Below are 12,778 nucleotides of genomic sequence, written 5' to 3'. Positions count from 1 at the left end.
ATGATCCTATATACCTTTACTTTTCCCTTCAGGAAGGCATCCTGTGCTGCGCACACATGACCTTGGATCGCTTCGTTCCGAGCACATTGGACAGACCGTAACCCTGGCCGGCTGGGTTGGCCGCCGTCGTGACCATGGCGGGGTGGCGTTCGTGGACCTTCGGGATGCCTCGGGTGTGGCGCAGGTGGTCGTGCGTGAAGAGGAAGTCTTCCACGGGCTGCGCAATGAATATGTCCTCCAGATCACCGGTACGGTCTCACAGCGTCCTGAAGGCAATGAGAACCCGGCACTGGCCACCGGCGACGTCGAGGTCATCGCCGATGACGTAACCATCCTCAACACCTCGGATCCGCTGCCGTTCCAGATTGATGAGCACGTTGAGGTGGGCGAGGAAGCCCGGCTCAAGCACCGTTACCTGGACCTGCGCCGTCCCGGGCCTGCCCGGAACCTCCGCCTTCGCTCAGAGGCCAACCGGGTTGCCCGCGAGCTCCTGCACCGCGATGGCTTCGTGGAAATCGAGACGCCTACCCTGACCCGGTCCACCCCGGAAGGTGCCCGTGACTTCCTGGTCCCGGCGCGTCTTGCCCCGGGCTCCTGGTATGCGCTGCCGCAGTCCCCGCAGCTCTTTAAGCAGCTGCTGCAGGTGGGAGGCTTCGAGAAGTACTACCAGATTGCCCGCTGCTACCGTGACGAAGACTTCCGTGCCGACCGCCAGCCGGAGTTTACGCAGCTGGACATCGAGGCCAGCTTCGTCGATCAGGATGACATCATCGCCCTCGGCGAGAACATCGTTAAGGCTCTCTGGAAGCTGATCGACGTCGACATCCCCACGCCGATCCAGCGCATCACCTATGCCGACGCCATGGCCCGCTTTGGTTCCGACAAGCCGGACCTGCGCTTCGGCGTGGAACTGACCGAGCTCACTGATTTCTTCAAGGACACCAACTTCGGGGTTTTCAAGGCCCCCTATGTCGGCGCCGTGGTGATGCCGGGCGGCGCCTCCCAGCCCCGCCGTACCCTGGACGGCTGGCAGGAGTTCGCCAAGCAGCGCGGACACAAGGGGCTCGCCTACGTACTGTTCAAGGAAGACGGCGAGCTCGCTGGCCCGGTGGCGAAGAACCTCACCGAGATGGAACGGGCCGGCCTGGCTGACGCTGTTGGGGCCAAGGCGGGCGACTGCATCTTCTTCGCTGCCGGCGAGAAGACCGCTGCCCGTGCCCTTCTCGGTGCAGCCCGTGTTGAGATTGGCCACCGCACCGGCCTGATCAACCCCACGGACTGGGCCTTCTGCTGGGTGGTTGACGCCCCGATGTTCGAACCTGCCGCTGCCGCTGTTGCATCCGGTGACGTGGCTGTTGGCGCCGGGCAGTGGACCGCCGTGCACCACGCCTTCACTTCGCCCAAACCGGAATTCATGGACACCTTTGACAAGGACCCTGAGTCGGCGTTGTCCTACGCCTACGACATCGTCTGTAACGGCAATGAAATTGGTGGCGGGTCCATCCGTATCCACCAGCGCGACGTGCAGGAGCGGGTCTTCGAGCTGATGGGCTTGTCCAAGGAAGACGCCCAGGAGAAGTTCGGCTTCCTGCTGGAGGGCTTCAAGTTTGGTGCCCCGCCGCACGGCGGCATCGCATTCGGCTGGGACCGGGTTGTTTCGCTGATGGCGGGCGTGGAGTCCATCCGCGACGTCATCGCCTTCCCCAAGTCCGGCGGCGGTTACGATCCGCTCACCGCGGCACCGGCCCCCATCACGCCGCAGCAACGCAAGGAAGCCGGCGTCGACTTCAAGCCTGAGGCCAAGCCGGCCGCGAAGCCGGATACGGCCTCCTAGCAGCAAACACACCACTGGGCTCCCCGGCCGCTGTCACAACGGAGGGGGAGCCCTTTTGGCTTGACGGAGGGAGCGCCAATGTCCGCCACATCAAGGGCAGCGGATCTGGAGCTGATCGCAGAACTTATGGATGCTGCCTGGCCGGCAACTGTCCGGGAGGACACCGGGGACTGGGTCCTGCGTGCAGCCGCGGGAGTGACCCAGCGGGCCAATTCGGTATGGCCCCGGAGGGAGGCCGTGGATCACGCGAGCGCCCTTCGAGCCGCCGAACAGTGGTACCGCGGGCAACGCCTGCCGGTCATCTTCCAGGTTTTCGATGACCATGGAAGCGCCGGCCTGAACGCCATGCTCGACGAACAGCGGTTCAGCAGGCAATCCGAGACTCTGATCATGGTCCGTGACGCAGGCACAACAGTTCCGACTGCAGCCGGGACACCCGCCGTCGAATTTTCATCTTCCCCGTCGGAGGAATGGCTGCGCTTGTGGTGGTCGGTGGACGGGCGGGGCGGACAACCCGAACTGGCTGTTGCGCGGGACATCCTGGAGGGCTGCCCGTCACTGTATGCCCTGGTAAGGGATGACGACGGCGCGCCTGCCGCCGTCGGACGGCTCGCTGTTCCTGAGGTGGCCGGCTGGGGCGGCCTGTATGCCATGGCCACGAGCCGCCTCCACCGCAGGAGGGGCTACGCGTCAGCGGTGCTGGATGCACTCCTGGCACAGGGCTGCCAGGCGAAACTAGAGAAATTTTGGTTGCTCGTGACTGCGGGCAATACGGGTGCACAATCCTTGTACGCGAAGGCAGGCTTCAGCGAGCATGGCCGCTACGTGTACCGTCAGGCGCCGCTCAAGCGGGCGCCCGGCGGCTGCTGACCGGGAGCGGACGCGCCGCCCGGGTCTGCGCCGGACGGTGGATGACTCCGCAGCGACTGTCCAATGACGGTTATTACGACGGCGGATCGGTCACCACAATGCGGACAGCGCAGGCGTCTGTGGCTGCTTTGGCCAGGACCGTGGCCTTGGGATCCGGGACATCGAGGAATCCGAGCCGTGCCCTGGATGCGAAATCCTTCAGTACGGGCTGGGTCAGTACCTGTTCCACGAGGGCCTTGTCACCCCCGGGCACCAGATATTCCACACGGTGGCCTGCAAAGATTCGTGCTGCCTGTTCTGCTGCCGACTCCGCCAGCGCCTCCGTCTGGTTTCCCCGCCGGCGGGCGAACCGGCTCTGCGACTGGCCACCTGCTGCCGTCCGCGACTGGACATAACGGGCGCCGGTTTTGGAGGCCAGGAGGCGGCCGCCGCTGGCCAGGCCCACTGCATACCCTCCGCGCCGCACCAGGATGATGCCAAGGGACCGCTCCTGTAACGCGAGGGCCGCCAGCCGTTCCAGGGAATCCGTTCCAGTACCCGGTCGACCATCGGCCGGCCATGGCGCCTGTAACAGGGCGGTAGCGCCATCGGCCGCACGCAGCAGGATGCCGCCGTCGTCGGGCAGTTCGTTTAGAGGGCCATGGCTGGCGGCAAAGCGTTCCACCCATCCGGCAAGCCTGTGCCCGGGAACGAATGTTGTGCGGCTCGCGGATCGGTCCATACCATTGCCTCCTTGTGGCAGTCGCTGGTTTCCGGGCCGGTGGCCGTAGCAGGCTGTCAGGTCAGGTGCCGATCAGCGGGAGTGAATAAACGACCATTGCATAAAAAAGGCTCAGCCCGCCCAGGATCAGGACAGTCCATCCACAGATTTTCCCAAAAGGAGCCTGAACGCCCAAAGCCTCGGCTTTCGCGGCGTTGATAATTGCCAAGGGTCCAAAGATAACGCCTAGGAAGAACATGCCGATAACGGCAAAGAGTGTGGCATTGGATCTGAACCTCTCGCCCTCCGCATCCGGGAAGACAAACGGATCGTCATCTGCATAGTCGTAGAGCCTTGCCGCCTGGAGTTGGGGGTCGGTTCCTGGCTGGGACATGTCTGGGCCTCTCGATGGTCCTCCGTAGTGCAGCCGAGTCTACGAATATCACGGCGCCCGGATGGCCTTGGCGGCGTCACTCTGTGGATAACGTCACCAACGAAGGCGGCAGGAATGAGGGCAATTCATTGCGATGCCTTCTTTGTCGGCACCTATGAGTAGCCTTGCTGTGTGGATGATCTCTTTGGTTCGGGCGCGGACGGCGATGACGAAAACGGTGCCGCGGCCGGCGCCGAAGGCGCAGGCCAGGCGCGTGGCCAGGCCGGTACGGCCGGTTCGACGCAGCGGGGCCCGCTGGCAGTCCGGATGCGGCCACGGACCCTTGATGAAGTGGTGGGCCAGCAACACCTCCTGGGTCAGGGATCGCCACTAAGGCAACTGGCCGAAGGCAGCAGCGCCGGGGGACCGGCAGGACCCAGCTCGGTGATTCTTTGGGGTCCGCCCGGGACCGGGAAAACCACCTTGGCCCACGTTATCGCCAGAGGTCCGGGCCGCAAGTTCGTTGAGCTCTCAGCCATAACCGCAGGGGTAAAGGACGTCCGGCGGGTGATGGACGAGGCCCTGACAGCCCGCGATCTGTACAAGACCACCACAGTCCTGTTCCTCGACGAGATCCACCGGTTCAACAAGGCCCAACAGGACGGACTGCTCCCCGGCGTCGAAAACCGCTGGGTGGTGCTGGTGGCTGCCACCACCGAAAACCCCTCTTTCTCGGTGGTCTCCCCGCTGCTGTCCCGTTCTTTGCTGTTGACCCTCCGGCCACTCACCGACTCCGACATTGAAGGACTGATCCTGAGGGCCGTCGAGGACGAGCGCGGCTTCAACGGCACCGTCGTCCTCGACGACGAAGCACTGGAGCATCTGGTGCGGCTGTCGGGGGGAGACGCCCGCCGCGCCCTGACGGCACTCGAGGCGGCGGCCGGCGTCGCTTTCGGTGATCCGGGGGAAGAAAAGTCCGACGGCGGCCGGATGCGGCTGCAGCTGCGCCACACCGAGCAGGCGGTTGACGCTGCGGCGGTCCGGTATGACCGGGCAGGGGACCAGCACTACGACGTCATCAGCGCCTTTATCAAGTCGATCCGCGGTTCCGATGTTGACGCTTCCCTGCACTACCTCGCCAGGATGCTGGAAGCGGGGGAAGATGCCCGGTTCATCGCCCGCCGGTTGGTGATTTCGGCATCTGAAGACGTAGGCATGGCCGACCCCACAGCCCTGCAGACCGCCGTGGCCGCAGCCCAGGCCGTGCAGCTGATCGGCATGCCCGAGGGCCGGATCATCCTGGCTGAAGCTGTGGTGCACCTGGCAACGGCTCCTAAATCCAATGCCGCCTACATGGGGCTGAACAAGGCCGTGGCGGACGTCCGGGCCGGCCTGGGCACCGGGATCCCTGCACATTTGCGCGACGCTCACTATCCGGGAGCCAAGCAGTTGGGCCATGGCAAGGGCTATGTCTATGCCCACGATGCTCCCCATGGTGTGGCCCCGCAGCAGTACCCGCCGGACGACCTGGTGGGCAAGGACTACTACACACCAACGTCCAACGGAGCTGAACGGGAGATTGCGCCCCGGCTGGAACGGCTGCGCAGGATTATCCGGGGCAAGTAGCCGCCGTGGTAGGATTGATCCTTGTCTGGCAAGGCACAGGCGCACATTTCCCCACTTGTTTCGGTGTTCAACCGGATTGCAGTGGTGGACGTATGCCCTGCGCCCAGTAGCAAAAGGCAGCGGTTGGCCCATGCTCTCCATCGTGGAGGCCAGTAACACTGACACACCGCAGATATTGGAAGGACACAAGTGGCTAACAACACTCGTGCTCGCCGTACCGCACGCCTCTCGCGTGCACTCGGCATTGCTCTGACCCCCAAGGCCGCCAAGTACATGGAGCGCCGTCCGTACGGCCCCGGTGAGCATGGCCGTGCCCGCAAGAAGCAGGATTCCGACTACGCCGTACGTCTGCGCGAAAAGCAGCGTCTGCGCGCCCAGTACGGTATCCGCGAAGCACAGATGACCCGTGCCTTCGAAGAAGCCCGCCGCACCAAGGGCCTCACCGGTGAAAACCTGATCGAACTGCTTGAGATGCGTCTTGACGCCCTCGTGCTGCGTGCAGGCTTTGCCCGCACCATCGCCCAGGCCCGCCAGCTGGTTGTCCACCGCCACATCATGGTAGACGGCGTCCGCGTGGACCGCCCGTCCTTCCGCGTTGGCGAAGGCCAGCTCGTGCACGTGCACAGCCGCAGCGAGTCCATGGCTCCGCTGCAGGTTGCTGCTGCCGGCGCGCACCGCGATGTCCTGCCTGCCGTTCCCGCTTACCTGGACGTCAAGCTCGAAGCCCTGCAGGCCCGCCTTGTGCGCCGCCCCAAGCGCTCCGAGGTTCCGGTGACCTGCGAAGAGCAGCTCGTCGTCGAATTCTACGCACGCTAAGCATCAGCAGCGTCTGCAAAGAAGCCCGTGGCAAGCGCCGCGGGCTTCTTTGTATGTAAGGTACTTGGGGGACACCTTCGGGAGGCATCGTTGCGCCCGTGGGGAATGACAGGAACACCAAGGTTTCAAGGAGAAGAACGTCTATGTCTGGTGGCGATATCGCCGGCCTGATTGCTGCCGGAGTATTTGCGATCCTGGTGCTGCTGCTCGCTGTGCCCATCCTCAAGTTAGGCCGTGTGCTGGATGAAGTCAGGACTTCCATCCGTTCCCTCAGCGACGGCGCAACACCCCTGATGGACGAGGTCACAGCGACCGTCTCCACCACCAACCAGCAGCTGAAAAAGGTGGACGGCATCGCGTCGAACGTTTCGGACGCCTCCGCCAACCTGTCGGCCCTGTCTTCCCTGATGGCTGCCACGGTAGGTTCGCCGCTGATCAAGGTCGCCGCCTTCAGTTACGGAGTCCGCTCGGCCCTGGGGAACCGTAAGAAACCCGCCGCCGGCCGTCGCAGCCGCTGAGACCCCGGAGAATCCGCAATGAAGAGAATTATCTGGATGGGCATTGGCGTCACCATCGGCGTTATCGCAGTCCGTAAAATTAATGACACCCGTGCCACGCTTGGACCCCATGGGCTCAACAGGGCTGCAGCCATGGTGGCCGATGGCCTCTATGAGTTTGCTGACGCTGTCCGCGCCGGAATGAACCAGCGCGAAGGTGAGCTCCGCTCAGCGCTTGGCATCGATGCCCAGGATTCTGCCCAAGGCTGACCTGCCCGCAGTGGGATTCCGGAACCCCATCAGGGTTCCACGTTAGAAACATGCTCGCGCGGCACCACGCGTGAACCGAGAAGGGTAAGTAATCAGCTCATGAAGTCGCAGGAGATCACCAAGCGCTGGATCGACTTTTTTGTCAGCAAGGGCCACACTGCGGTGCCTTCGGCGTCGCTGGTCTCCAGCGATCCCTCCCTGCTGTTCACCGTCGCCGGCATGGTGCCTTTCATCCCGTATCTGACTGCCCGGGAAGAAGCGCCCTACCCGCGGGCAACCAGCGTGCAGAAGTGCATCCGCACCGGAGACATTGAGGAAGTGGGCAAGACCGCCCGCCATGGCACGTTCTTCCAGATGTGCGGCAACTTCTCCTTCGGTGACTACTTCAAGGAAGACGCCATCAGGTTCGCCTGGGAGCTGCTGACCAAGAGCACTGAGGACGGCGGCTACGGCCTGGCGCCTGAACTCCTGTGGGTGACTGTCTACGAAGAGGACGACGAAGCCAAGGAACTCTGGTTGAAGAACACCGGAGTCCCCGCCGAGCGCATCCAGAAGATGGGCAAGGCAGACAATTACTGGCACACCGGACAGCCCGGACCGGCCGGCCCTTGCTCAGAGATCTACTACGACCGCGGCCCGGCATACGGAGTGGAAGGCGGTCCGCTGGCTGACGAGACCAGGTACATCGAAATCTGGAACCTGGTGTTCATGCAGTACCAGATCGACAATGTCCGTTCCAAGGAGGACTTCGATGTTGTGGGCGAACTGCCCAAGCGCAACATCGATACCGGTCTGGGCATGGAACGCCTGGCCATGATCCTCCAGGGTGTCGAGAACATGTACGAGACCGACCAGGTCCGGCCGGTCATCGACAAGGCAGCTGAACTTTCCGGCCGGGAATACACCTCTGCTGAGACCCCCGAGGATCCGCACCACACGGACGATGTCCGGATGCGCGTCGTCGGTGACCACGTCCGTTCGGCACTGATGCTCATCGCGGACGGCGTGACGCCCTCGAACGAAGGCCGAGGTTACGTGCTGCGCCGCCTGATCCGCCGCGCCGTCCGCTCCATGCGGCTCCTCGGCGTCGAAGAAGCCTGCCTTCCGCACCTGCTTCCGGCTTCCCGCGACGCCATGAAGGGTGTCTACCCGCTGGTCGAGACGGATTTTGCCCGCATCAGCCGCATTGCCTACGCCGAAGAGAAGGCGTTCCTGCGCACCATCGCCTCCGGAACGGCAAGACTGGAAGACGCAGTCAAAGAATCCAAGGCTGCCGGCCAGCCGCTTTCCGGGGCCGATGCCTTTGCGCTCCATGACACCTATGGCTTCCCGATTGACCTCACCCTCGAGATGGCCGAAGAAGCCGGGCTGAAGGTCGACGAGCAGGGCTTCCGTTCGCTGATGCTGGAACAGCGCCAGCGTGCCCAGGCTGATGCCAAAGGCAAGAAGGGTGCACACGCGGACGTCACCGCCTTCCAGGAACTCCTGGCAAAGGGCGAAACCGTCTTCACGGGGTACACGGAGTTGGAAGGCGAATCGCGGGTGCACGGCATCGTCAGCGGCGGTCGCCCGGTCCAGCAGGCCTCAACCGGCGATGAAATTGAGCTGGTCCTTGCCGAAACTCCCTTCTACGCGGAAGCGGGCGGCCAGGCCGCAGACACCGGGCTGATTACCGGCGACGGTTTCGTTGTCGAAGTCCTTGACGTGCAGCGGCCCATCAAAGGGCTCAGCGTCCACAAGGCCATTGTCCGTGAGGGTGAGATCGCATCCGACGCTGTGGTCCGTGCCGCTGTGGACCGGGAACGCCGGCATGCCGCCGAGCAGGCCCACACGGGCACCCACATTGTGCACGCGGCACTCCACCAGATCCTGGGCCCGGACGCCACCCAGCGGGGCTCCTTCAACAAGGCAGGCTACCTGCGCTTCGACTTTGCCTGGGGTGAAGGCCTGAGTACCGCCACCCGTTCGGAGATCGAAGAGGTCTCCAACATCGCCATCCGGAATAACTACGAGGTCGAAACAAAGGTTATGGCTCTGGCTGAAGCCAAGGCCCTCGGCGCCATGGCGCTTTTCGGTGAAAACTACGGCAATGAAGTCCGGGTGGTGGAGATCGACGGCGCGTGGTCCCGCGAGCTGTGCGGTGGAACCCATGTGGCCAATACATCACTGATCGGCAGCCTGTCGCTCTTGGGCGAACAGTCTGTCGGATCCGGAAACCGGCGTCTGGAGGCATTTGTTGGTATGGAGGCATTCCGCCACCTTGCCGCCGAGCGTGCCCTGGTCACGGAACTGACCGAGATGCTGAAGGTGCCTTCGGGCCAGCTCACGGACCGCATCGCAGCCACGTTGAGCAAGCTCAAGAGCGTGGAGAAGGAACTGGAACGGCTTCGCAAGGAACAGCTCGCCGGTGCCGCCGTCCGGATATCGGAAACCGCCAAGGATGCCGGTGGGGTCCGGGTCATCGCGCACGATGCCGGCCAGGTAGGCGGAGCGGACGATCTCCGTGGCCTGGCCCTTGACCTGCGTAACAGGCTGGGCGCCGAAGCCGCAACCGTGGCAGTTGCCGGCGTCAGCAATGACCGTCCGGTCATTCTTGTTGCCACGAACGAGGCTGCCCGCGCTGCCGGCGTCAAGGCTGGTGCACTGGTACGCCTAGCAGCCGGGATCCTCGGCGGTGGTGGCGGCGGCAAGGACGACGTCGCCCAAGGTGGTGGCACCGACGCATCAAAGGTCGGACAGGCCCTGACCGCCGTCGTAAGCGCCATCAGTGGACGCTGACGGAGGCCTGGTGACTCTGCCCCCCTCGGCATCAGCTGACCCCGGGAACTTTCCGCGGGGCGTAAAGCTCGGTGTTGACGTCGGAACCGTGCGGGTTGGCGTAGCCGTCTGTGACCGGGACTCGATCCTCGCCACTCCGTTAAGAACGCTGCAACGGAATCCCAAAAAGAACATCGACGTGCGGATACTGGCCAGCTTGGCAGAGGAATATGCGGTAGTCCAGATTATCGTGGGCCTGCCGCGTACCATGAAAGGCGAGGAACATGCTTCAGCCCGAATGGCCGGAGAATACGCTGAACTGTTGGTCCGTGAACTCCAGAACCGTGGACTTGACATCCCGGTCCACCTCGTGGATGAGCGGCTCAGCAGCGTCACCGCGCACCGCAAACTGCATGAGGCAGGCATGAGCAGCAAGGACCACCGCCAGGTGGTGGACCAGATGGCTGCAGCAGGAATACTGCAGCACGCCATCGATATCCAGAAAGCCCGTGGAGCCGACGTCGGAGAGCGCGTTCGCGTGTCCGACGCCACCGGGGCGGATCCTACTTCAGGAACGGGAGGGCCTGTATGAGCCCCGCGAGTAGCCAGGACGACGGCGAGAAGCTGACGCGCAAGGAGATCCGGGCACGCGAGCGTGCCCGGCTTGAAGCGGAGGCCAACGCAGCCGGCGCAACGTCCGCCGCTCCGGAGCAGGAGCCGGAGCCGCACGTTGAGCCGGAGCCGCACGTCGAGCCGGTCCATCACGCAGAGCCGGTCCATCACGTCGAGCCGGTCCATGACGCAGAGCCGGTCCATGACGTCGAGCCGGTCCATCACGCAGAGCCGGTCCATCACGTCGAGCAGGAGCAGTACTTCGATTCCGGGCACGTCGTGCCGGAGCCGGTGCATGCGCCGGCAGAACATTACTACGTCCCCGCCCATGAGGGTGAGCAGTACGTTCCGGTCCATCAGGGCGAACATGAGCAGCACTATGCGCAGGACGATCACTACGGGCAGCCTGTGCATGCGGACGCTGGCCACTACGTCTACGACGATGCCCCTGACCACGAGGACCAGGGGGCGTTCCTCGGTGCGACTGCCGTGCCGGCACCCTCACGGAAGGTCCGTGTCCGCCGTCGTTTGCTTGCCTTGCTGCTCACGCTGGCAGTATTCGTGACCGCGATCGTTGTAGGCGTGCAGTTCCTCAAGCCATTGCTGGGCATGGATAAGGTGGCCGACTTCCCGGGCCCGGGAACCGGCCAGGTGCAAGTGGCAGTGGATGCCGGGGAAGGCACCCGCTCGTTTGCAGCGAAGCTGGAAGCTGCCGGTGTCATTGCCGACGCCGGTACGTTCGAAGGCGCTTTCACGTCTTCGGGAAACACCCTCAGCCCCGGTGAGTACACTTTCCGCCAGGAAATGAGCAGTAAAGAGGCTGTCCAGGTGCTTGCGGGTGAAGGCAGCGCCGGCGTCGTGTACTTCGCACTGAATGCCGGGCTTCGCATCAATGAATCACTTACCCAGATTGCAGACGGCGCACGGGTGAACTTCTCCGAACTGGAGGCTCTCAGCAATGACCCGGCGCAGTTCGGACTGCCGGCCTCCGCCAAAAACCTTGAGGGATTCCTGGCTCCCGGAGAATACCGCTTTGAGGTTGGCACGCCGGCCAAGGACATCCTTCAGGAATTGGTGAACGTCACCGTGAACGAGCTGGTTGCCCAGGGAATCAGCGATCCCGCCAAGCAGTACGAGGCAGTCATTGTCGCCAGTATTGTGCAGGCGGAGGGCGGTCTGGCCGACTACAGCAACGTGGCCGGTGCTATCTACAACCGGCTTGAGCCCAACGATGAAACCAATGGCTACCTGCAGGTGGATTCAGCAGTCACCTACGGCCTGGGCACCAAGAGCTTCAACTTCACCGATGAACAGCGTGCGGATAAGTCCAATCCGTACAACACCTACGCAAACCCGGGCCTGCCGCCGGGGCCCATCGGGTCGCCGGGCAAAACCGCCATTGACGCTGCCGCAAAGCCTGCCGCCAATGACTACCTGTACTGGGTAACGATCAACCTCGATTCGAAGGAAACGAAGTTTTCCAGCACGCTTGCCGAGCACAACCGCTACGTGGAGCAGTACAACACGTGGTGCCGTGCCAACGCGGGACGCTGTACGTGACCCGATTCGCGGCTGTCCTTGGGCATCCGGTCGGCCACTCGAAATCCCCGGCTATGCATCAGGCCGCCTACCGCGTGCTCGGAGTGGACATCGATTACGCGGCTATTGACGTCACGGAGGAAGGCCTCCCGGCGTTTATGGGACGGGTAGCTGAGGAACCCGGCTGGACCGGCTTGTCCGTGACCATGCCCCTGAAGACCGCGATGATTGCGGAGGTTCATGAGGTCCGTGGCGTAGGCAGGACCCTGGGCGTGGTGAACACCGTTGCTTTCGAAGGCAGTGCAGCAGGAGTCAGGAGAATTGCCTACAATACTGACGTTGATGGCATCGTTAACGCGGTGCGGCATGCCGGAATTCAAAACGCCCGGGGGGCCGTGGTGATCGGAGCCGGGGCCACATCGGCCGCGGCGGTAGCAGCCCTCAGCTCCCTGGGTGCACGCTCCGTGCAGATATTTGCCCGCGATACCGGACGGGCCGCCGATGCACGTGCGGCCGCGGCAGCACTTGGCCTGGCTTTGGAAGTACGCCCGTTGGCCGCTGCCGCGCAGAGTGCTGCGGCAGCCGACGTCGTGATTTCCACAGTGCCGCCCAGGGCGGCAGACGACCTTGCCGCGCAACTGGAACAGCAGGGTATCGCCACTCCGGGAGTGCTCCTGGATGTCGCTTACGATCCGTGGCCGAGCCGTATGGCCGAAGCCTGGCGCAAGGGCGGCGGAGCAGTGGTTCCGGGACTGGAAATGTTGCTGTACCAGGCAGTTGAACAGGTGCGTCTCTTTACCGGCAGGGGCGAGGACGTTAATGCGTCTGTCATAGATGTGATGTGTGACGCAGTCGGCCTACCCCGACGGGCAAACTGACCGCCA

The 12,778-nt window shown here is 63.6% G+C and carries 12 protein-coding genes; 10 read left to right on the top strand and 2 right to left on the bottom strand.

Features of this window, described 5'->3' with window-relative positions; genetic code table 11:
* Window positions 1-43 precede the first annotated feature (43 nt).
* Together aspS and AC50X5_RS00540 are read left to right on the top strand one after the other, a co-directional pair.
* On the top strand, window positions 44-1,834 hold the full coding sequence (aspS, locus tag AC50X5_RS00545) for an aspartate--tRNA ligase (protein ID WP_494974263.1): 1,791 nt from the start codon (window positions 44-46) through the stop codon (window positions 1,832-1,834).
* A 78-nt stretch (window positions 1,835-1,912) separates the two neighbouring features.
* A complete protein-coding gene (locus tag AC50X5_RS00540; protein ID WP_494974262.1) occupies window positions 1,913-2,704 on the top strand; it encodes a GNAT family N-acetyltransferase in 792 nt (263 codons plus the stop codon).
* Window positions 2,705-2,777: 73 nt separating this feature from the next.
* Here AC50X5_RS00540 and AC50X5_RS00535 read toward each other — a convergent pair whose 3' ends face one another.
* Together AC50X5_RS00535 and AC50X5_RS00530 are read right to left on the bottom strand one after the other, a co-directional pair.
* Complete coding sequence (locus AC50X5_RS00535; RefSeq protein WP_494974261.1) at window positions 2,778-3,425, bottom strand: acVLRF1 family peptidyl-tRNA hydrolase; 648 nt, start codon at window positions 3,423-3,425, stop codon at window positions 2,778-2,780.
* A gap of 61 nt (window positions 3,426-3,486) precedes the next feature.
* Window positions 3,487-3,798 carry a hypothetical protein gene (locus AC50X5_RS00530; protein ID WP_494974260.1) on the bottom strand — a complete coding sequence of 104 codons (312 nt, stop codon included), beginning with the start codon at window positions 3,796-3,798 and terminating at the stop codon, window positions 3,487-3,489.
* Window positions 3,799-3,969: 171 nt separating this feature from the next.
* On the opposite strand from AC50X5_RS00530, the gene AC50X5_RS00525 reads away from it, so the two are divergent.
* The 8 genes from AC50X5_RS00525 to AC50X5_RS00490 all read left to right on the top strand — a co-directional run bounded on the left by AC50X5_RS00525 (window position 3,970) and on the right by AC50X5_RS00490 (window position 12,772).
* Entirely contained in the window at window positions 3,970-5,403 is a 1,434-nt protein-coding gene (locus AC50X5_RS00525; protein ID WP_494974259.1) for a replication-associated recombination protein A, read from the top strand.
* A gap of 189 nt (window positions 5,404-5,592) precedes the next feature.
* Window positions 5,593-6,219, top strand: coding sequence for a 30S ribosomal protein S4 (rpsD, locus tag AC50X5_RS00520; protein WP_463933612.1), 627 nt, complete (start codon window positions 5,593-5,595; stop codon window positions 6,217-6,219).
* Window positions 6,220-6,362: 143 nt separating this feature from the next.
* Complete coding sequence (locus tag AC50X5_RS00515) at window positions 6,363-6,737, top strand: DUF948 domain-containing protein (protein WP_463933610.1); 375 nt, start codon at window positions 6,363-6,365, stop codon at window positions 6,735-6,737.
* A gap of 18 nt (window positions 6,738-6,755) precedes the next feature.
* Entirely contained in the window at window positions 6,756-6,986 is a 231-nt protein-coding gene (locus tag AC50X5_RS00510; RefSeq protein ID WP_494974258.1) for a hypothetical protein, read from the top strand.
* Window positions 6,987-7,085: 99 nt separating this feature from the next.
* Window positions 7,086-9,764, top strand: a complete 2,679-nt coding sequence (gene alaS, locus AC50X5_RS00505) for an alanine--tRNA ligase (protein ID WP_494974257.1) — start codon at window positions 7,086-7,088, stop codon at window positions 9,762-9,764.
* 10 nt (window positions 9,765-9,774) lie between these two features.
* A complete protein-coding gene (ruvX, locus tag AC50X5_RS00500; RefSeq protein ID WP_494974256.1) occupies window positions 9,775-10,335 on the top strand; it encodes a Holliday junction resolvase RuvX in 561 nt (186 codons plus the stop codon).
* Window positions 10,332-11,915, top strand: coding sequence for an endolytic transglycosylase MltG (gene mltG / locus AC50X5_RS00495; protein WP_494974255.1), 1,584 nt, complete (start codon window positions 10,332-10,334; stop codon window positions 11,913-11,915). The genes ruvX and mltG overlap by 4 nt, the downstream gene beginning before the upstream one ends.
* Window positions 11,912-12,772, top strand: coding sequence for a shikimate dehydrogenase (locus AC50X5_RS00490; RefSeq protein WP_494974254.1), 861 nt, complete (start codon window positions 11,912-11,914; stop codon window positions 12,770-12,772). Before mltG ends, AC50X5_RS00490 begins: the two co-directional genes overlap by 4 nt.
* The last annotated feature ends 6 nt before the right edge of the window (window positions 12,773-12,778 follow it).

It is taken from the genome of Pseudarthrobacter sp. MDT1-40-2, assembly GCF_059383595.1.
The sequence above is the reverse complement of the archived record's forward strand: the minus strand, read 5'-3'. Positions and strand labels throughout refer to the sequence as shown.